Here is a 20,484-nt window from a genome sequence, read left to right as displayed (position 1 = left end):
ATCATGCTTTCAAGGACTGCCTCGGACCTGTATTGGATGTCCCGTTACCTTGAGCGCGCGGAGAACCTGGCGCGCATGCTCGAGGTCAGCTATTCGCTTTCGCTGATGCCCCAGGCTGGGCGCAGCGATGGGCGGCCTGAGCTGGCGATGTCATTGCTGGCAGCGGGCACGCTGGACGACTACAACCGCCGTTACGGCGAGCTCAATGTCGAGCACATGCTGCATTTCTTCGCCCTGGACGAGACCAACCCCGGCAGCATCTATTGCTGTCTGCGGGCCGCGCGCAGCAATGCACACGCGGTGCGTGGGCGAATTACCGCCGACATGTGGGAGAACATCAACGCCACTTGGCTGGAGATGCGCAACATCGCCAACAAAGGCCTGGCACGCTACGGTATCAACCACTTCTGCGAATGGGTCAAGGAGCGGTCGCACCTGTTCCGGGGTGCCACCGCTGGCACCATCATGCGCAATGAGGCCTATGGGTTCATCCGCCTGGGCACCTTCCTGGAGCGGGCGGACAACACCCTGCGTTTGCTCGACGCGCGCTACGAAATGTTCGGCGAGGAATCGGAAGAAGTCAGCGACAACTCCGCACGCGGCTACTACCAATGGAGCGCCTTGCTGCGCGCGCTGTCCTCCTTTGAAGCGTTCAACGAAATCTACCGCTGCGCACCGGCGGCCGAGCAGGTCTCCGAAATGCTATTGCTGCGCGCGGATGTACCACGCTCGCTGCATGCCTGCGTCGAGGAGCTGGCGCAGTTGCTGGCCGGTTTGCCGGGTGAAAACGGGCGTCCGGCGCAACGTCTGGCAGCCGAACTCAGTGCCCGTCTGCGCTTCACTGGTATCGAAGAGATCCTTGAGTCTGGGCTGCATCAGTGGTTGACCCACTACATCGGCCAGATCAATCACTTGGGACAGAACGTTCACGAATCCTACCTGGAGGTAGTATGAGACTGTCTATCCGCCACGACACCACCTACCACTACTCCAACGACGTGTGCATGAGCATCCAGTTGCTGCGCCTCACACCCAAGAGCAGTGAACGCCAGCAGATACTGGAATGGCATCTGGATCTGCCACGTCCGGTAGGTAGCCAGCTGGATCCCTATGGCAATGTCCTGCATTTGCTGACCATCGACGAACCCCATGACGCCCTGATGCTCAGTGCCCATGGGGACGTGGACATCGACCAGACGCTGGAAGTGGAGCACGACACGCAGTCCGCGCTGCCATTTCTGCGTTCGAGCAAACTGACCGCCATCGACGATGCACTGCGGGGCTTCGCCATTCGACACTGTGGCGCCAGACGCGACCGGACGGCGCTGATCGATCTGATGAACGGGTTGGCCGATCACATTGCCTACACCCCTGGCGCAACGGCGGTGGACACGGTGGCGGCGGAAGCCTTCGCCAACCGCGCCGGCGTCTGTCAGGACCATACCCATGCGTTCCTGGCCTGCGCGCGTAGCCTGGGCATCCCTGCGCGCTACGTGTCGGGCTACCTGTGCACCGAGGACGAAAGCCACCTGGCAAGCCACGCCTGGGCCGAAGCCTGGCTGGGCGATGGCTGGTACAGCTTCGATGTCACCAACCGCCTGGCCAGGCCGGAACGGCACCTGAAGCTGGCGGTGGGGCATGATTATCTCGATGCCTGCCCGGTGCGTGGCATGCGCCGTGGCGGCGGGGCGGAGTCGATGCTGGCGCGGGTGCAGGTCAGCTCGCTACCACAGGCACAACAGCAATGACCTATTGCGTTGCGATGCACCTGGCGGACGGGTTGGTCTTCATATCGGACTCACGGACCAATGCCGGAATCGACCAGATCTCCACGTTCCGGAAGTTGTTCGTGTTCAATGTGCCGGGTGAGCGCCTGATCGTGCTGCAAACGGCCGGCAACCTTGCGACCTCGCAGTCGGTGGTGAGTTTGCTCAGGCAGCGTTGTGACAGTGAGGGCGCGCATCTGTTGAACGTACCGACGCTGTACGACGCCACGGCGCTGGTGGCCGACACCATTCGAGAGGTGATCAACCGGGACTGCACCAAGCTGTCTGGCAAGGTGGACCTGAGCTGTTCGTTCCTGGTGGGGGGGCAGATCCTGGGCCAGCCCATGGGCGTGTACAACATCTATCCGCAAGGCAACTTCATCCAGGCAACGGAGGACACGCCGTTCATGCAGCTGGGCGAGAGCAAGTACGGCAGGCCGATACTCGATCGCAACCTGCTCTACCACACGCCGCTGGGCGAGGCACTGCGCTGCGGCCTGATCTCGTTCGACTCGACCATGCGCAGCAACCTGTCGGTGGGTATGCCGCTGGATCTGCTGGTGTACCGCAAAGACTGCCTGGATGAGGTGAAATGCCACCGTATCACGGCCCATGACCCTTACTTTCAGCGTATCCGGTCGCAATGGTCCGATGGCTTGCGGGATTTGCTCGCAGCGTTGCCGGACCCGCCTGCGGCATACGTCCAGTAGAGCCTGGGCCGGTTCCTGCATGCAGCGCTGTAGGAGCCGGCCTGCGGGCGACTCAACGCTCGCGCATCGCCTCTGTCCGCGCCTTGAGCACTGGCTTCAAGAGATAGTCCAGCACGCTTTTCCGGCCGGTGATGATGTCCACCGTGGCCACCATCCCCGGGATGATCCGCAACGGTTTGTTGTCCCTGCCGAGGTGATTCTGCTCGGTACGAACCTGGATCAGGTAGAACGCATTGCCCTTGTCATCGGTCACCGTGTCGGCACTGATCAGCCCGAGCTTGGCCTTCAACCCACCGTAAATCGTGTAGTCATAGGCACTGAACTTGACCATCGCCGGCTGCCCCGGATGCAGGAACGCCACATCCTGCGGCCGCACCCTGGCCTCGATCAGCAGGTTGTCCTCGACCGGCACGATCTCCACCAGGTCACTGCCCGGCTGCACCACGCCGCCAATGGTGTTGACCTCGAACGCATGGCCGAATACCTGCATAGTCTGGCGGAGCGGTTTAACCGTTGAGGCCGTTGGGGCTGCTTGGCAGCCCATCGCCGGCAAAGCGGGCCCAGCATATCGGCATATGGCAAAATACTCCGCCAACGGAGAACACCATGCCCAGACCTCGCTGCGAACGCTGCCAGCGCCCGCTTGACCATTGCCTCTGCCCACTGATTCCCAGCCTCGACAGCCGCACCCGCGTGGCCCTGCTGCAGCATCCCAGTGAAACCGACCACGCGCTGAACACCGCGCGACTGGCCGCCTTGGGCCTGGTCAATGCCGAGCTGCGGGTTGGGGAAGTGTTCGCCGATCTTGCCGAGCTGTTGGCCAAACCGGGCTATCGGCCCGTGCTGCTGTTCCCGGGCGAGCAGGCACAAGCGCTGGCAGCCTACGATGAAACGGACGATAGGCCATTCATGCTGATCGTCCCCGACGGCACCTGGCGCAAGGCCCGTAAGCTGCTGTACATGAACCCGTTGCTGGAGGCGCTGCCCAGGGTGACACTGGCCGAGGTCGCGCCCTCTCGCTACCGCCTGCGCAAGGCACCGGAGCCGGGCGCGGTGTCGACCATCGAGGCAGTGGCACAGGCGTTGAACGTGCTGGAGCAGCCAGCCAGTTTCGATGAGCTGCTACGGCCATTCGAGGCGTTGATCGAAGGGCAGATCAAGGCGATGGGTGTTGATGTATTCGAGCGAAATCATGGTTGCTCAAGCAGCACGCCGCCCCGATCATGAAATGCGACTTCCCATGACAAGGACGGTCGTGCCTCTGGCTGACGGCCTCAGGGCATCATTTTTTCAATGCCAAGCTGATGCCTTCGTCGTCGCTCTCGTATCGGCAAATGATTGAGGTCGTGGTCTCTTTCTGATTTAGCAGTTTGAATTCATCGGCCTTCGATTCTTTTGCATTGGGTGTGAAACCCGACCATTGACCATCCTCATTCGTGGCGCTGTAAGCGATCCCATCCATGTCGTCTTGTGTATCAGCTTTTTGGCTGATGCTGGATGGCTCCGGACATGTAGCCGCAAGTGCGTTCCCCACAGCCAGAACGCCTGCAATACCTACAATCGCAAAAAATCGCATGTGATCTGCTCCTTCAGGTAATTGGAGCCTTCAGGATGTAATCCTTCGCCATTTGTTTCTACTGGCAAAAATGCTAGGCCTTCAGCAACACGACACGGCAGCAAGGCTGCCGTTATCAGGAGTGGAGAGGGCGAATTCCCACAGGTTTTGTGGCTAATAGAAGAGGACTTGCCGCTTGCGGTTCCCGGGCCAATCACTCCTGTGGAGGCTCCACTGTCCGCCGTGTTTGCTCGTTTCGATATTGAGGTGGGCGCAACCGCTTTTCATCAGTCTTCAGTCATGCATCAAGGCGGCCAGCCTAACTGGCACAGGAGAGACTCGCCCGAAACAGACTGTGGGAGCCTTGCTCGCGATGCTCTTTTTGTTCGCCGATATGGGGCCGGTGTAGGATCAAGCGCCGCTTACGCGACGCATCGCGAGCAAGGCTCGCTCCTACGGTTGTTTCACACCAATCAAGGTAGGGGCGGGCTTGCCCGCGATGCGCCGCGCGGGCGGCGCTCGATCTCACAGGCGCTGAAAATGTGGCGACATCACGCAATCCAAACCCTTCACCGCTCGCGTAGCGCCTCGGTCCGTGCCTTGAGCACCGGCTTGAGCAGATAATCCAGCACGCTTTTCTGGCCGGTGATGATGTCCACCGTGGCCACCATCCCCGGGATGATCAGCAACGGTTTGTTGTCCCCACCCAAGTGATTTTTGTCGGTGCGCACCTGGATCAGGTAGAACGCATTGCCCTTGTCATCGGTCACCGTGTCGGCACTGATCAGCTCGAGCTTGGCCTTCAACCCACCGTAAATCGTGTAGTCATAGGCACTGAACTTGACCATCGCCGGCTGCCCCGGATGCAGGAACGCCACATCCTGCGGCCGCACCCTGGCCTCGATCAGCAGGTTGTCCTCGATCGGCACGATCTCCACCAGGTCACTGCCCGGCTGCACCACGCCGCCAATGGTGTTGACCTTGAGCAGCTTGACGATACCACGCACCGGCGACACCACGGTGGTGCGGTTGACCCGGTCGTCGATGGCGATGCTGGTGGCGGTGATCTTCGACAGTTCAGTGCGTTTGTCGTTGAGCTCCTTGGCTGCTTCGGAGCGGAAGGTGGCGTCGGACTCCTGGATCTTGCTCTTGATTTCCGCCACCGCCGCCTCCGCCCGGGGAATGGCCAGGCTGGTGGCATTGAGCTGGCCGCGCGCCTCGACGGTACGTTGTTTCAGACGCAGGATTTCCACCGGCGAGATCGCCCCAGTGCCCACCAGCGGTGTCGACATGTTCAGCTCCTGCTGCAATAGGCCCAGGGCCGAGCGGTACTGTTCGACCTTCGAGCGGAATTCGGCGAGCTCCTGGGTCTTTTGCCGCAGCTGTTCGTTGAGCGTCTGTTTTTCGCTGGCCAGGCGCCGTTGGCGGGATTCATACAGCGCGATTTCGTCTTCGGCAACTTGCGGAGCCTTGGCCCGCACTTCATCCGACAGCTCGAAGGGGCGCCCCTCGGACTCGGCGGCGAGGCGCTCGACCTGGGCGGTCAACGCATACCGATCCGCTTCGCTCTCGCCTTTGTTCGACTTGAAACGGGTGTCATCCAGGCGCAGCAGGGTGGCGCCTTTCTCGACCATTTGACCTTCACGTACGAAGATCTCGGTGACGATACCGCCTTCCAGGTTCTGCACGACCTGTACCTTGCTCGACGGGATAGCCTTGCCTTCGCCTACCGTCACTTCATCGAGCACCGCCAGGCTGGCCCAGGCCAACGCCACCAGCAGCAGTGCGGCGGCCAGCCACACGGTCAGGCGCGACAGGCGGGGTGAGTCCTGCAAAGTGGCGCCGGCCAGCTCCGGCATATAGTCGCGCTCGGCTCGTTTGTCGTTGCCCTGGTTGCTGCGCACGCTTTGCATGAGAGGCATGGTGAACTCCTACATTGCCGCGCCAATGCGGCCTTTGCGCAGGGCGTCGATGACCGCGTCCTTTGGCCCGTCGGCGACGATCTTGCCGTTGTCCAGCACCAGTAGACGGTCCACCAGGCTGAGCATCGAGGTGCGGTGGGTCACCAGCAGTACCGTCTTGCCTGGCACCCAGGCCATCAGGCGCTGGCGCAGTTGTTCCTCGCTGCTGTTGTCCATGTGGCTAGTGGGTTCATCGAGAATCAGGATCGGGGGCTCCAGCAGCAGGGCCCTGGCCAGCAACACGGCCTGGCGCTGGCCACCGGACAGCAGCTGGCCTCGTTCGCCCACCGGGCGGTCGAAGCCACTGGGATGTTGCCTGGCCAGCTCGCTGACGCCGGTCAGTTCGGCCACTTCGAGCATGCGTGCATCGCTGACGTGACGTGCGCCGAGGGTGAGGTTATCGCGCAAGGAACCGGCCAGCAGCGGCAGGTCATGGGCCACGTAGCCGATCTGGCCACGCAGGTCGGCAATATCCAGTTGGCGCAGGTCGAGGTTATCCAGCAGCACCTGGCCTTCGTCAGGGTGATGAAAGCCCATCAACAGGCGTGCCAAGGTGCTCTTGCCCGAGCCGCTGCGGCCGATGATGCCAATGCGCTCGCCAGGGCTGAGGCTGAGGTTGACGTCATGCAGCGCGGCATGGGTTTGCCCTGGGTAGCGGAAGCTGACGTGGCTCAGTGCCAGGCCACCCTTGAGCGTGGTGTGCTCCAGCGCTTGCTGTTCGGCCTGGCGCTCCTGAGGCAGGGCCATCAGCGCGTCGGTGCTGCGCATGGTGAGCTGAGCCTGCTGGTAGCGGGTGATCAGCCCGGCGATCTGCCCCAGCGGTGCCAGCACTCGGCTGCCGAGCATGTAGCTGGCCACCAGGGCGCCGACACTGAGGTTGCCGGCGATGATGCTGTAGACCCCGGCCACGATGGTGGCCATGCCGCAGAACTGCTGGATGAACAGGGTGCCGTTGCTGGCCAGGGAGGAGAGGTTGCGGGCGTGGGCATCGAGGCGGGCGATGGCGCCGTTGGTGTGTTCCCACTGGTACTGGCGTTCGCTTTCGGCGCCGCAGGCTTTGAGAGTTTCCAGGCCACCCAGGGTTTCGATTAGCAGCGCTTGGCGCACCGCGCCCAGGCTCAGGCTCTTTTGTACGGTGTCACGCAGACGAGCCTGGATCAGCAGGGCGAAGCCCACCGCAACGGGGAAGGCGATCAAGGGAATCAGCACCAGCCAGCCGCCGAGCAGGCCTATCACCAGAAGCATCAGGGCAACGAAGGGCAGGTCGATGATGCTGGTCAGGGTCACGGCGGTGAGAAATTCGCGTAGCCCCTGAAAGTCGTGGATGCTTTGGGCGAAGCCGCCAATGGTGGCGGGCTTGGCCTTCATCGCCATGCCGGTGATGCGCTCGAACAAAGTCGCAGACAGAATCAGGTCGGTTTTCTTGCCGGCTTGATCGAGCAAGTGGGCGCGGACCATGCGCAGCACCAACTCGAACGCAGTGCCAATGAACAGGCCAGCGACCAGTACCCACAGAGTCGATACAGCCTGGTTGGGCACCACGCGGTCGTAGGTCTGCATGACGAACAGCGGTACCATCAAGCCGAGCAAGTTGATCAGCAGGCTGGCCAACAAGGCATCGCCATACAGCCAGCGTGAGTGACGCAGTGTGTCGCGGAACCAGGCGTTGACCCTGGGTAGCAAGGGCGAGCGCAGGTCTTCCAGGGTGTGTCGGGGGCGAGCGAAAAGGGCGTTGCCACTGTAGGCCTGGTCCAGCGTTTCACGCTCGACCCATTGCTCACCGCCTTCGGCTTCGCAGGGCAGGATCAGCGCACGGCCGTCATCGCCCCAGCGCTGCAGCACGGCGCTGCGGCCGTCGTTGAGCAACAGCAACACCGGTAGGTTGAGGGGCGAAATGTCAGCCAGGCCACGGGGCAGGACGCGCGCCTGTAGGCCAGCCCTGGCGGCTGCTCGTGGCAGCAGTGCCGGGCCCAGGCGCTGCTGGGCCAGGGGCAAGCCGCTGCACAGACTGGCACGGCTGGCCGGGCGACCATGCAGGCGACACAGGATCAGCAGGCCATCGAGCAGTGGGTCATCGACATCCGGGCGCGGCTGCGCGCTTTGCATACTGGTCACGATGGACTACTCCCGCGACGTTTGGATGGGGTGCAACGCCTTGCGAACCGGATCTGCCTGCGGCTGTACCTAGCGCATGTCGGGCAGTCTTGCCTCGTTGCGCACATCGCTCTTGGCAATGGCCTCTGGCGGCAGCGAGATGCGTTGCTTGCTCAGCAGTTCGCCCATGGTCGCCAGGACCCGATACATCGAGAACTCCTCGGTGTACCGTACTTCGGTGTAGCGGCGGTTGGCGTTGTACAGCTCGTTTTCGCTGTCCAGCACGTCCAGCAAGGTTCGCTGACCCAGGCCGAACTGGTCCTGGTAGGCGGCTCGTACTCGCTGGGTGGTTTCGGCGTATTCACGAGCGGTCGGGGCTTGCTTGCGGGCGTTGTTCATGGCGTTCCAGGCCAGGGCCAGGTTCTCGTTCAGCTCGCGTAGGGCATTGTTGCGGATGTCCATGGCCTGGTTGATCTTGTGCGCATCCGATTGCAGCCGGGCCTTGTCGCTACCGCCGCGGAACAGGTTGTAGCTGAGCTCTACGCCGGCCTGCCAGTCGTTGTTGCTGTGGCCTTTTTCTCCGCCCAGGTTGTTATTGGCGCCGGTGGCCAGCACAGCGTCCAGGCGCGGATAGAAAGGCGACTTGGCCACTTCGTACTGCTGCTCGGCGGCATTCACATCGGCCTGGGCCGATTTCAGGTAGGGGTTGTTCTCCAGCAAGCCCTTGCGTGCCTCATCCAGATTGGCAGGTACCTGGCCCTTGATCGTGGACGGGGTTTCCAGTTCGTCGGGCATGCGACCGATGACGCTGTAGAAGTTGGCCTCGGCGTCCGCCAGGTCGACTTCGGCGGTGTCCAGGTTGTTCTCCGCCAACGCGCGACGGGCCCGGGACTGGTCGAGGTCGGCGGTGCTGCCGACGCCACGCTCGCTGCGCAGGCCGATCTGGTCGTTGACCCGCAGATGGGCCTGCAGGTTGTTTTTCGCCAAGGTCACCAGCTCACGGCGCTTGAGCACCTCCAGGTACACCTCGATGGCGCGTAGGGCAACCGTCTCGGCGGTGGCCTGGGTGTAGTAGGCCCGCGAGTTGGCCACCGCCTCGGTGCGGCCTACCTCGTTGGGGGTGTTGAAGCCATCGAACAGCATCTGCCGAAGACGCAGTTCCGACTGGGTGTAGTTGAGCGTTTCCTTGCGGTGGTTGCTGGTGCCGTCAGCGTTGAGTCCACGAGTATTGAGGTTGTCGGAACGTTGGCGGCCATAACCGGCCACCAGGTCGACTGTTGGGTAGTACCCCCCGCGAGCGAACTTCACATCCTCGTCTGCCGACAGTCGACTATTGCGGCTGGCGCTGATCTCGGGATGTTGGTCCACGGCGTTCTGGACGGCCTCGTTGATTGACATCGCCTGAACGTTGGCACACGCCATGGCCAACAGCACTGCACTGGTGATGGGGGTTAACACGCGCATGGGGTACATCTCCCTGGTCCAAAAAAGTCCTGCTTTTCGCCAAAAAAATGACGATATTTATGCTTCAAACCGTTTCAAGTTTGTAACAACAGAGCTAAGAACATTTAGGGCGCGAGCTAAGAAGATTTTTTCATAATACCTATGCGAAAAAAAACTTATGCGGTCTATGCAAACCAAGACATTGTTTCTTTCAGGTGAATTTGAAACCCGTGGTAGGCCACGGTTTTCAGGCATCGCGGTGAGTTCCAGATTTTTTACAGCTAAAGACGCAGGACGGTTAGGCAAAGGTGGTATTTGGCGACAATTTTTTGGCACAAAATGATGGCCAACTTACATTAATACTATCGCCAAAGTAGTCACCTGAAGGATCGATGCTCACCGCGACCACGCTTGAGCTCGACTCCTTGATCTGCGCTGCGCCCTGTCATTGGCTGTAAAAGCCTATCGGTTAGGGGAGGCGTGCGCTCATGGCTAAGTTAGTCGGTGTGGTCAGCAAGGTGGTCGGGCAGGTGTTCGCGGTCGGCAGCGACGGTGGGCGACGGCCCTTGGTGGAGGGCGACCGCCTGTTTGCCGGCGAGCAATTGGAAACTGGCGCAGCCGGGGCCGTGGCCGTGCGTTTGCACAATGGCGCCGAGCTGACCCTGGGGCGTGACAGCAGCCTGACCATGACCTCCGACCTGCTGGCCAACCAGGCGCCTCACGCCCAGGACCACGGCACGGCGCCGAGTGATGCGCAGCTCAGTGATGTAGAACGCATTCAGCAGGCCATTGCCGCAGGCGATGACCCTACCCAGTCCGCCGAAGCCACGGCTGCTGGCCCATCCAGTAGTGGCGCACCCGGCGCCCTGGGCGGCGGCCACAGCTTCGTGATGTTGACCGAGGTGGCCGCGCGGGTCGACCCAACGGTCGGCTTCCCAACGGCAGGTTTCAATTCAATTCCCGAGCTGGCCACGCGCGAGATTGCCGGGACGGATCCCAGCAGTGATGACAATGGTGATGTGCTGCGGCCCACGCCGCCGCAGGATGAGAACAATCCTGTCGAACTGCAGGGGTTGGATCTTGCACCGAGCGAACTGACTTTCAGCGAAGCCAACCTCGCCGACGGATCGGCCAGTGACCCTTCCGCGTTGACCCAATCCGGCAGTTTCACCGTGGTGGCGCAGGATGGCGTGTTCAATCTCAGTGTGGGTGGCATCAATGTCGTGACCGCTGGCGTTGTCACAGGCGTTGGCCAATCCATCATCACCGCTCAGGGGAACCTCCTGACCATTACCGGTTACAATCCTACCACCGGTGTGGTGACCTACAGCTACACCCTTACCGGGGCCGAGCAGCATGGCACTGGCGAAGGGGTTCGCACGGTGCACGAACATTTCCCGGTTCTGGTGAGTGACCGCGACGGCGACATTGCGCAAGGTTCGTTGGATGTGAACATCCGTGACGATGCGCCCAAGGCTCATGACGACAGCAACGCCGTCACTGCCACCGAGCAGCACACCGCGCTGACCGGCAACGTGCTGGGCAACGACGTGCAAGGTGCCGACCGTGTGGTCGGCGGCCCGGTTATCGCCGGTACCTTCACCGGTACCTACGGCACGTTGGTACTGGCCGCAGACGGTTCCTACACCTATACGCTCAACACCAATGACCCGGACTTCAAGAACCTGGGGGGTGGCGGTAATGGTCTCGAGCACTTCACCTACACGATCAAGGACGCCGACGGCGACACCAGTTCCGCGACTTTGACCCTGAACATCAGCAACCTCAACGACCCGGTGACACTCGATGGATTGGAGGTACAGGGTGGTGAGCTGAACGTCTACGAGAAACATCTGGGCGATGGCTCGGCGCCCAATGCGTCAGAACTGACCCAGCAGGGCACGTTCAAGGTCACGGCGCCGGATGGCCTGCAGAGCCTGAGCGTGGGCGGTATCGCCGTGGTCACCGGTGGCGTGCCTGCCGGCTTCCCGCAATCGGTGGTGACCCCGGAGGGGCATACCCTGACCATCACCGGCTATGATCCCGCTACCGGTGTAGTCAGCTACAGCTACACCCTGACGGACAATGAAAGCCACGCCAATGGCGATGGCACCAACAGCTTCAGCGAGCACTTCCAGGTCATCGCCAAGGACGTCGATGGCAGCACCGCCACTGGCAGCCTGGATGTGAACATCGTCGACGACCTACCCAAGGCTTATGACGACAGCAACGCCGTCACTGCCACCGAGCAGCACACCGCGCTGACCGGCAACGTGCTGGGCAACGACGTGCAAGGTGCCGACCGTGTGGTCGGCGGCCCGGTTATCGCCGGTACCTTCACCGGTACCTACGGCACGTTGGTACTGGCCGCAGACGGTTCCTACACCTATACGCTCAACACCAATGACCCGGACTTCAAGAACCTGGGGGGTGGCGGTAATGGTCTCGAGCACTTCACCTACACGATCAAGGACGCCGACGGCGACACCAGTTCCGCGACTTTGACCCTGAACATCAGCAACCTCAACGACCCGGTGACACTCGATGGATTGGAGGTACAGGGTGGTGAGCTGAACGTCTACGAGAAACATCTGGGCGATGGCTCGGCGCCCAATGCGTCAGAACTGACCCAGCAGGGCACGTTCAAGGTCACGGCGCCGGATGGCCTGCAGAGCCTGAGCGTGGGCGGTATCGCCGTGGTCACCGGTGGCGTGCCTGCCGGCTTCCCGCAATCGGTGGTTACCCCGGAGGGGCATACCCTGACCATCACCGGCTATGATCCTGCCACCGGTGTGGTCAGCTACAGCTACACCCTGACGGACAATGAAAGCCACGCCAATGGCGATGGCACCAACAGCTTCAGCGAGCACTTCCAGGTCATCGCCAAGGACGTCGATGGCAGCACCGCCACTGGCAGCCTGGATGTGAACATCGTCGACGACCTACCCAAGGCTTATGACGACAGCAACGCCGTCACTGCCACCGAGCAGCACACCGCGCTGACCGGCAACGTGCTGGGCAACGACGTGCAAGGTGCCGACCGTGTGGTCGGCGGCCCGGTCATCGCCGGTACCTTCACCGGTACCTACGGCACGTTGGTACTGGCCGCAGACGGTTCCTACACCTATACGCTCAACACCAATGACCCGGACTTCAAGAACCTGGGGGGTGGCGGTAATGGTCTCGAGCACTTCACCTACACGATCAAGGACGCCGACGGCGACACCAGTTCCGCGACTTTGACCCTGAACATCAGCAACCTCAACGACCCGGTGACACTCGATGGATTGGAGGTACAGGGTGGTGAGCTGAACGTCTACGAGAAACACCTGGGCGATGGCTCGGCGCCCAATGCGTCGGAACTGACCCAGCAGGGCACGTTCAAGGTCACGGCGCCGGATGGCCTGCAGAGCCTGAGCGTGGGCGGTATCGCCGTGGTCACCGGTGGCGTGCCTGCCGGCTTCCCGCAATCGGTGGTGACCCCGGAGGGGCATACCCTGACCATCACCGGCTATGATCCTGCCACCGGTGTGGTCAGCTACAGCTACACCCTGACGGACAATGAAAGCCACGCCAATGGCGATGGCACCAACAGCTTCAGCGAGCACTTCCAGGTCATCGCCAAGGACGTCGATGGCAGCACCGCCACTGGCAGCCTGGATGTGAACATCGTCGACGACCTACCCAAGGCTTATGACGACAGCAACGCCGTCACTGCCACCGAGCAGCACACCGCGCTGACCGGCAACGTGCTGGGCAACGACGTGCAAGGTGCCGACCGTGTGGTCGGCGGCCCGGTCATCGCCGGTACCTTCACCGGTACCTACGGCACGTTGGTACTGGCCGCAGACGGTTCCTACACCTATACGCTCAACACCAATGACCCGGACTTCAAGAACCTGGGGGGTGGCGGTAATGGTCTCGAGCACTTCACCTACACGATCAAGGACGCCGACGGCGACACCAGTTCCGCGACTTTGACCCTGAACATCAGCAACCTCAACGACCCGGTGACACTCGATGGATTGGAGGTACAGGGTGGTGAGCTGAACGTCTACGAGAAACACCTGGGCGATGGCTCGGCGCCCAATGCGTCAGAACTGACCCAGCAGGGCACGTTCAAGGTCACGGCGCCGGATGGCCTGCAGAGCCTGAGCGTGGGCGGTATCGCCGTGGTCACCGGTGGCGTGCCTGCCGGCTTCCCGCAATCGGTGGTGACCCCGGAGGGGCATACCCTGACCATCACCGGCTATGATCCCGCTACCGGTGTAGTCAGCTACAGCTACACCCTGACGGACAATGAAAGCCACGCCAATGGCGATGGCACCAACAGCTTCAGCGAGCACTTCCAGGTCATCGCCAAGGACGTCGATGGCAGCACCGCCACTGGCAGCCTGGATGTGAACATCGTCGACGACGTGCCCAAGGCAGTTGCCGACTCTGCCGCCGTTCACGAAGGCGGCACGGTGACCGGCAACGTGCTGTACAACGACACTTTTGGCGCCGACACCCTGGGCGATGGCAAGTACGTGGTCGGTGTGCGCGCCGGCAGCGATACCTCCACCTCGGCCAGTGGTGGACTCGGTTCCAACATCAACGGCCAGTACGGTTACCTGACCCTGGATGCCAACGGCAATGGCGTTTACCACGCTTACCCCGACAGCGTGGCAGGCTCTGGAGCGACGGATACCTTCGTCTACACCATCCGCGATGCCGATGGCGATGAAAGCACTGCGACCATCACCATCAACGTGCAGGGCGTTTGCCTGGTGGCGTGCAAGGATGGCGACATTACGGTGTACGAAAATGCCTTGGACACCAGCAAGGACGGCAACGATCTTGCCCCCGGGACAGTCATTGGCAGCCATCCGAGTTCAACTGGTGAAACAGCATCCGGCACCCTGGTCGGCTCGGTCAGCGGTGGCATTGGGGCATTGACCTACAGCCTGGTTGGCAATGCGTCAGGGCAGTTCGGCCAGATCCAGATCAACCCGGACGGCACCTACACGTACACCCTGACGTCACCCGCCAATACGCCCGGTGCTGAGCAAACGGTCGAGCACTTCACCTACAAGGCTACCGACGCGCTGGGCAACAGCGTCACCAGCACTATCGCAATCACAATCGTCGACGACCTACCCAAGGCTTATGACGACAGCAACGCCGTCACTGCCACCGAGCAGCACACCGCGCTGACCGGCAACGTGCTGGGCAATGACGTGCAAGGTGCCGACCGTGTGGTCGGCGGCCCGGTCATCGCCGGTACCTTCACCGGTACCTACGGCACGTTGGTACTGGCCGCAGACGGCTCCTACACCTATACGCTCAACACCAACGACCCGGACTTCAAGAACCTGGGGGGTGGCGGCAATGGTCTCGAGCACTTCACCTACACGATCAAGGACGCCGACGGCGACACCAGTTCCGCGACTTTGACCCTGAACATCAGCAACCTCAACGACCCGGTGACACTCAATGGATTGGAGGTACAGGGTGGTGAGCTGAACGTCTACGAGAAACACCTGGGCGATGGCTCGGCGCCCAATGCGTCAGAACTGACCCAGCAGGGCACGTTCAAGGTCACGGCGCCGGATGGCCTGCAGAGCCTGAGCGTGGGCGGTATCGCCGTGGTCACCGGTGGCGTGCCTGCCGGCTTCCCGCAATCGGTGGTGACCCCGGAGGGGCATACCCTGACCATCACCGGCTATGATCCCGCTACCGGTGTAGTCAGCTACAGCTACACCCTGACGGACAATGAAAGCCACGCCAATGGCGATGGCACCAACAGCTTCAGCGAGCACTTCCAGGTCATCGCCAAGGACGTCGATGGCAGCACCGCCACTGGCAGCCTGGATGTGAACATCGTCGACGACGTGCCCAAGGCAGTCGCCGACTCTGCCGCCGTTCACGAAGGCGGAACGGTGACCGGCAACGTGCTGTACAACGACACTTTCGGCGCCGACACCCTGGGCGATGGCAAATACGTGGTCGGTGTACGCGCCGGCAGCGATACCTCCACCTCGGCCAGTGGTGGACTCGGTTCCAACATCAACGGCCAGTACGGTTACCTGACCCTGGATGCCAACGGCAATGGCGTTTACCACGCTTACCCCGACAGCGTGGCAGGCTCTGGAGCGACGGATACCTTCGTCTACACCATCCGCGATGCCGATGGCGATGAAAGCACTGCGACCATCACCATCAACGTGCAGGGCGTTTGCCTGGTGGCGTGCAAGGATGGCGACATTACGGTGTACGAAAATGCCTTGGACACCGGCAGCAATCCGGCGTCGACCGCCGAAACGGCGTCCGGCAGCCTGGTCGGGTCGGTCAGTGGTGGTGTCGGCCCATTGACCTATAGCCTCGTTGGCAACGCCACCGGCCAGTACGGCCATATCCAGGTCAACCCGGATGGCACCTATACCTACAACCTGACGTCCCCTGCCAATACGCCCGGTGCCGAGCAAACGGTCGAGCATTTCACCTACAAGGCCACCGATGCGCTGGGCAATAGCGTGACGAGCACCATCGTCATCACTGTCGTCGACGATGTACCGAAGGCAGTTGCCGACTCTGCCGCCGTTCACGAAGGCGGCACGGTGACCGGCAACGTGCTGTACAACGACACTTTCGGCGCCGACACCCTGGGCGATGGCAAGTACGTGGTCGGTGTGCGCGCCGGCAGCGATACCTCCACCTCGGCCAGTGGTGGACTCGGTTCCAACATCAACGGCCAGTACGGTTACCTGACCCTGGATGCCAACGGCAATGGCGTCTACCACGCTTACCCCGACAGCGTGGCAGGCTCTGGAGCGACGGATACCTTCGTCTACACCATCCGCGATGCCGATGGCGATGAAAGCACTGCGACCATCACCATCAACGTGCAGGGCGTCTGCCTGGTGGCGTGCAAGGATGGCGACATTACGGTGTACGAAAATGCCTTGAACACCGGCAGCAATCCGGCGTCGACCGCCGAAACGGCGTCCGGCAGCCTGGTCGGGTCGGTCAGTGGTGGTGTCGGCCCATTGACCTACAGCCTCGTTGGCAACGCCACCGGCCAGTACGGCCATATCCAGGTCAACCCGGATGGCACCTATACCTACAACCTGACGTCCCCTGCCAATACGCCCGGTGCCGAGCAAACGGTCGAGCATTTCACCTACAAGGCCACCGATGCGCTGGGCAATAGCGTGACGAGCACCATCGTCATCACTGTCGTCGACGATGTACCGAAGGCAGTTGCCGACTCTGCCGCCGTTCACGAAGGCGGCACGGTGACCGGCAACGTGCTGTACAACGACACTTTCGGCGCCGACACCCTGGGCGATGGCAAATACGTGGTCGGTGTGCGCGCCGGCAGCGATACCTCCACCTCGGCCAGTGGTGGACTCGGTTCCAACATCAACGGCCAGTACGGTTACCTGACCCTGGATGCCAACGGCAATGGCGTTTACCACGCTTACCCCGACAGCGTGGCAGGCTCTGGAGCGACGGATACCTTCGTCTACACCATCCGCGATGCCGATGGCGATGAAAGCACCGCGACCATCACCATCAACGTGCAGGGCGTTTGCCTGGTGGCGTGCAAGGATGGCGACATTACGGTGTACGAAAATGCCTTGAACACCGGCAGCAATCCGGCGTCGACCGCCGAAACGGCGTCCGGCAGCCTGGTCGGGTCGGTCAGTGGTGGTGTCGGCCCATTGACCTACAGCCTCGTTGGCAACGCCACCGGCCAGTACGGCCATATCCAGGTCAACCCGGATGGCACCTACACCTACAACCTGACGTCCCCTGCCAATACGCCCGGTGCCGAGCAAACGGTCGAGCATTTCACCTACAAGGCCACCGATGCGCTGGGCAATAGCGTGACGAGCACCATCGTCATCACTGTCGTCGACGATGTACCGAAAGCCCACTGCGACACTGTCTCGGTGTACGAAGGTAGCTCGGTGACGGGGAACGTGCTGTGGAATGATGTAGTCGGTGCCGATACCTTGGGCGACGGCAAGTATGTGGTTGGCGTGCGTGCAGGCCACGATACCTCCACCTCGGCCAGTGGTGGAGTGGGGACCAACGTCAATGGCCAATATGGCTACTTGACCCTCGATGCCGATGGCAATGGCGTCTACCACGCCTATTCCAACAGCGTCTCAAAAGCCGGCGCTACTGACACCTTTGTCTACACCATCCGCGACGCCGACGGTGATGAAAGCACCACGACCATCACCATCAACGTACAGGACAAGAACGGGCAGGTGTGCGGGGATGAAGGCGTCCAAACGCTTGGCAATGGCTCGGGTCAAGACAAGAATGGCAACAACAGCCTGGTGTTCGAAAGCCAGGTCAAGGCTTTGGATCGCAGTGCGTTCATCACTACGCCTGGCGTCATGACCGCTGCACTGGTGGTGCTTGGCTACCTGGGCCCGGTTGGCAATGCTAACGCCGAAGATGTGTTTACCGTCAGCTTGCGCAAGGGCGAAACCCTGAAGCTGGACCATGACCGCCCGGACGGCAACTTGACCATGGAATGGAAGGATGCCGGCGGCAGCTACCAGCCTGTTGCCGACGGCGGCAGCTTTACTGCCAGCCATGACGGGGTTTACAGCATCCACCTGGTCAACCCATCCAACGCGTCTGGCAACAGCAAGGCGGCCGAAAATTACAAGCTGAGCCTGGTGGTCGACTATGCCAATGCTGAAAACGGGGCCCAGCACAGCGGATACACGATGAGCGAGCACCACGGCAGTGGTGCCAGCGGTACGCTCGACCTCACCTACCAGGGCAACGCGACGCACAATGGGTCGTCAGCCAACGATGTGTTGTTGGCCGGGGAGGGCAACAACACCCTGAACGGCAACAACGGGCACGATGTGCTGGTGGGCGGGGCAGGCAATGACAGTCTGTACGGAGGTAATGGCGATGACCTGTTGATCGGCGGCGCGGGCAATGACGTGCTCGATGGCGGCAATGGTATCGACACCGCCAGCTATGCCAGCGCTACCGGACCGATCACTGTGAACCTGAGCATGGATGGTGCCCAGAACACAGGTGGGGCTGGGGTCGATACCCTGGCGCGTATCGAGAACCTGATTGGCTCGGACTATGGCGATACGCTGATCGGCAGCAGCGGTGACAATGTGCTGGATGGAGGTTTGGGCAACGATATGCTCAACGGGGGCAGTGGCCAAGACACCCTCATCGGCGGCCCAGGCAACGACACGGTGACGGGCGGCATTGGCAACGACACCTTCGTCTGGCACAAGGGCGACGCAGGCCACGATACGGTCACCGACTTCACGCCGGGCAGTGACCATCTCGACCTGTCGCAGTTGTTGCAGGGCGAGCATGCTACTGCGGCGTCACTGGATGACTACTTGCACTTCAAGGTCAGTGGTACGGGCACGAATGTGGTTTCAACCATCGAAGTCAGCAGTGTGGCGGGGGCGCCACCCACCCAGACCATCGATTTGGCGGGGGTGGATCTGGCCCAGCATTATGGCGTGACAGCGGGGGCGGGCGGCGTGATTTCGGCGGGGCCGGACACAGCGACAATCATCAATGGCATGCTCAATGATCATTCGCTGAAGGTGGATACCGTGTGAAATGACTGGCGTGGTCGGATTGCTGGGGCCGTTTGGGTCCCACAGACAACAGTGCGGTGCTTGGCGGGCGCATTCGCTGTCGGTACGTGCGCGGCGGTAATGACGGGATGGTGGGCTTGGCTGTTTCTCGTGGGAGCGGCCTTGCGTCGCGAAAGGGAGCGCGCAGCGGTCCTCGGGAGCCAGCCACGCAGTCCTCAACCAGGCCGGCGCAGGGTCTTCTGTTTGAGGATGTACACGCTGACCAACACCGCGCTGGTCAGCATGAAAGCGCGTGCCCAGAACAGCGGTACCAGGTAACAGGACAGGCTGATGCTCGCCCACATCAAGCCGATCGCATAGACCTTGCCCTTGAGCGGAATGCCTTCGCCGCTCAGGTAATCTCGAATCCACGGCCCCAGCGTAGGATGGTTGATCAGCCAGTCGTGAAAGCGCGGCGAACTACGGGCGAAGCAGGCTGCTGCCAGCAGGAGGAACGGGGTGGTGGGCAGCACCGGGAGGAAGATCCCCAACACCCCGAGCGCAACGCTGAGCCAGCCAATGGCCAGCAGCAGGTAGCGCATGACCGACTCAGTGGTGGCGTGGCTTGAGCAGTGCCGGCTTCTCGTCAGGTGCGTGCAGCAGCAGGAACAATGCACTCAGCGCCTCGGGAATCTGCACGATCATGTCGTCCTGCAGGTTGGCGTTACTGGCAATGTCGCTGAACTCGGGCTGCTCGTCGAACAGGCCAGAGCCGACCATGATCGGCAGCAGCATCTCGCTGACTTCTTCTTCGGCGTTTTCGAACCAGGCTTCCTCGCGCAGGAAGACGCCTTCCATGAACCCGATGCACCAGCCACGCAGGTCGGAGTCATCCGGCTCATCGGTCAGGTCCAGGTCGCACGGCAGGTCGAACTCTTCGTCGCTGGCCAACTGGCGGGCGATGTGGGCCTTGAGTGCCACCAGGGTCGCCTCGATCTCGGTGCGCTGGGCATCGCTGGCGTAATGGGGCTCTTCGGCGAACAGCGCGTCGATCCATTCGCGCTCGGGCACTTCTTCCGAGCAGATCGACAGCGCGGTCAGGTAGCCATGGGCGGCGACGTAGTCCAGCGCTTCTTCGTGCAGCTCATCGGCGTCGAGGAAGGCTTGCAGGCGGGTCAGTTGCTCGGCGAAGGACATTACAGGGCTACCTTGGGGAATAAACGATAGTGAATTCTAGCACCTTGCAGCGGCGACGGTGCAAAGGGAACGTCTGTCACCAGGGCACCCTGTGCCACGATGCACTGCGGTATACTCCGCGATTTTTCATCCAGGGGCGGGTTTTCCCGGTCATCTGGCAAAAGCCGCTTACGCATTTGCTGTGTGCGCAGC

The 20,484-nt window shown here is 61.7% G+C and carries 11 protein-coding genes and 1 pseudogene; 5 read left to right on the top strand and 7 right to left on the bottom strand.

Annotation, left to right across the window (positions count from 1 at the left end):
* Nucleotides 1–3 precede the first annotated feature (3 nt).
* The 3 genes from VXM67_RS19950 to VXM67_RS19940 are packed head-to-tail and all read left to right on the top strand — an operon-like array spanning nt 4 to nt 2,476.
* On the top strand, nt 4–954 hold the full coding sequence (locus VXM67_RS19950) for an alpha-E domain-containing protein (protein WP_023381644.1): 951 nt from the start codon (nt 4–6) through the stop codon (nt 952–954).
* On the top strand, nt 951–1,748 hold the full coding sequence (locus VXM67_RS19945) for a transglutaminase family protein (RefSeq protein WP_023381643.1): 798 nt from the start codon (nt 951–953) through the stop codon (nt 1,746–1,748). Before VXM67_RS19950 ends, VXM67_RS19945 begins: the two co-directional genes overlap by 4 nt.
* On the top strand, nt 1,745–2,476 hold the full coding sequence (locus tag VXM67_RS19940) for a proteasome-type protease (RefSeq protein WP_023381642.1): 732 nt from the start codon (nt 1,745–1,747) through the stop codon (nt 2,474–2,476). Before VXM67_RS19945 ends, VXM67_RS19940 begins: the two co-directional genes overlap by 4 nt.
* Nucleotides 2,477–2,528: 52 nt before the next feature.
* On the opposite strand, the pseudogene VXM67_RS19935 reads toward VXM67_RS19940, so the two are convergent.
* A pseudogene (locus tag VXM67_RS19935) lies at nt 2,529–2,942 on the bottom strand (HlyD family efflux transporter periplasmic adaptor subunit); the annotation flags it as partial.
* Nucleotides 2,943–3,082: 140 nt separating this feature from the next.
* On the opposite strand from VXM67_RS19935, the gene VXM67_RS19930 reads away from it, so the two are divergent.
* A complete protein-coding gene (locus tag VXM67_RS19930) occupies nt 3,083–3,703 on the top strand; it encodes a tRNA-uridine aminocarboxypropyltransferase (protein WP_023381640.1) in 621 nt (206 codons plus the stop codon).
* Nucleotides 3,704–3,758: 55 nt separating this feature from the next.
* On the opposite strand, the gene VXM67_RS19925 is transcribed toward VXM67_RS19930, so the two are convergent.
* The 4 genes from VXM67_RS19925 to VXM67_RS19910 all read right to left on the bottom strand — a co-directional run bounded on the left by VXM67_RS19925 (nt 3,759) and on the right by VXM67_RS19910 (nt 9,550).
* Complete coding sequence (locus VXM67_RS19925; RefSeq protein ID WP_023381639.1) at nt 3,759–4,052, bottom strand: DUF3757 domain-containing protein; 294 nt, start codon at nt 4,050–4,052, stop codon at nt 3,759–3,761.
* A 548-nt stretch (nt 4,053–4,600) separates the two neighbouring features.
* The gene (locus VXM67_RS19920) at nt 4,601–5,953 is read right to left on the bottom strand and encodes an HlyD family type I secretion periplasmic adaptor subunit (RefSeq protein ID WP_081669692.1); all 1,353 of its coding nucleotides are present in this window, start codon (nt 5,951–5,953) and stop codon (nt 4,601–4,603) included.
* A 9-nt stretch (nt 5,954–5,962) separates the two neighbouring features.
* Nucleotides 5,963–8,098: a type I secretion system permease/ATPase gene (locus VXM67_RS19915; RefSeq protein WP_023381637.1), complete on the bottom strand. Its 2,136-nt coding sequence runs from the start codon at nt 8,096–8,098 to the stop codon at nt 5,963–5,965.
* 78 nt (nt 8,099–8,176) lie between these two features.
* A complete protein-coding gene (locus tag VXM67_RS19910) occupies nt 8,177–9,550 on the bottom strand; it encodes a TolC family outer membrane protein (protein ID WP_023381636.1) in 1,374 nt (457 codons plus the stop codon).
* Nucleotides 9,551–10,017: 467 nt separating this feature from the next.
* Between VXM67_RS19910 and VXM67_RS19905 the strand changes: the two genes are divergently transcribed.
* The gene (locus VXM67_RS19905) at nt 10,018–19,137 is read left to right on the top strand and encodes a retention module-containing protein (protein WP_367237339.1); all 9,120 of its coding nucleotides are present in this window, start codon (nt 10,018–10,020) and stop codon (nt 19,135–19,137) included.
* 194 nt (nt 19,138–19,331) lie between these two features.
* On the opposite strand, the gene VXM67_RS19900 is transcribed toward VXM67_RS19905, so the two are convergent.
* Both VXM67_RS19900 and VXM67_RS19895 read right to left on the bottom strand, forming a co-directional pair.
* Nucleotides 19,332–19,697: a YbaN family protein gene (locus tag VXM67_RS19900; protein ID WP_023381634.1), complete on the bottom strand. Its 366-nt coding sequence runs from the start codon at nt 19,695–19,697 to the stop codon at nt 19,332–19,334.
* Nucleotides 19,698–19,704: 7 nt separating this feature from the next.
* Nucleotides 19,705–20,292 (bottom strand): YecA family protein, encoded by a 588-nt coding sequence (locus VXM67_RS19895; protein ID WP_023381633.1) that lies wholly within the window; start codon nt 20,290–20,292, stop codon nt 19,705–19,707.
* Between the last annotated feature and the right edge of the window lie 192 nt (nt 20,293–20,484).

Source organism: Pseudomonas sp. Rh2, from assembly GCF_040762985.1.
GTDB lineage: Bacteria > Pseudomonadota > Gammaproteobacteria > Pseudomonadales > Pseudomonadaceae > Aquipseudomonas > Aquipseudomonas taiwanensis.
Note: the sequence above shows the minus strand (reverse complement) of the source record. Positions and strands in the feature narration are given on the sequence as shown.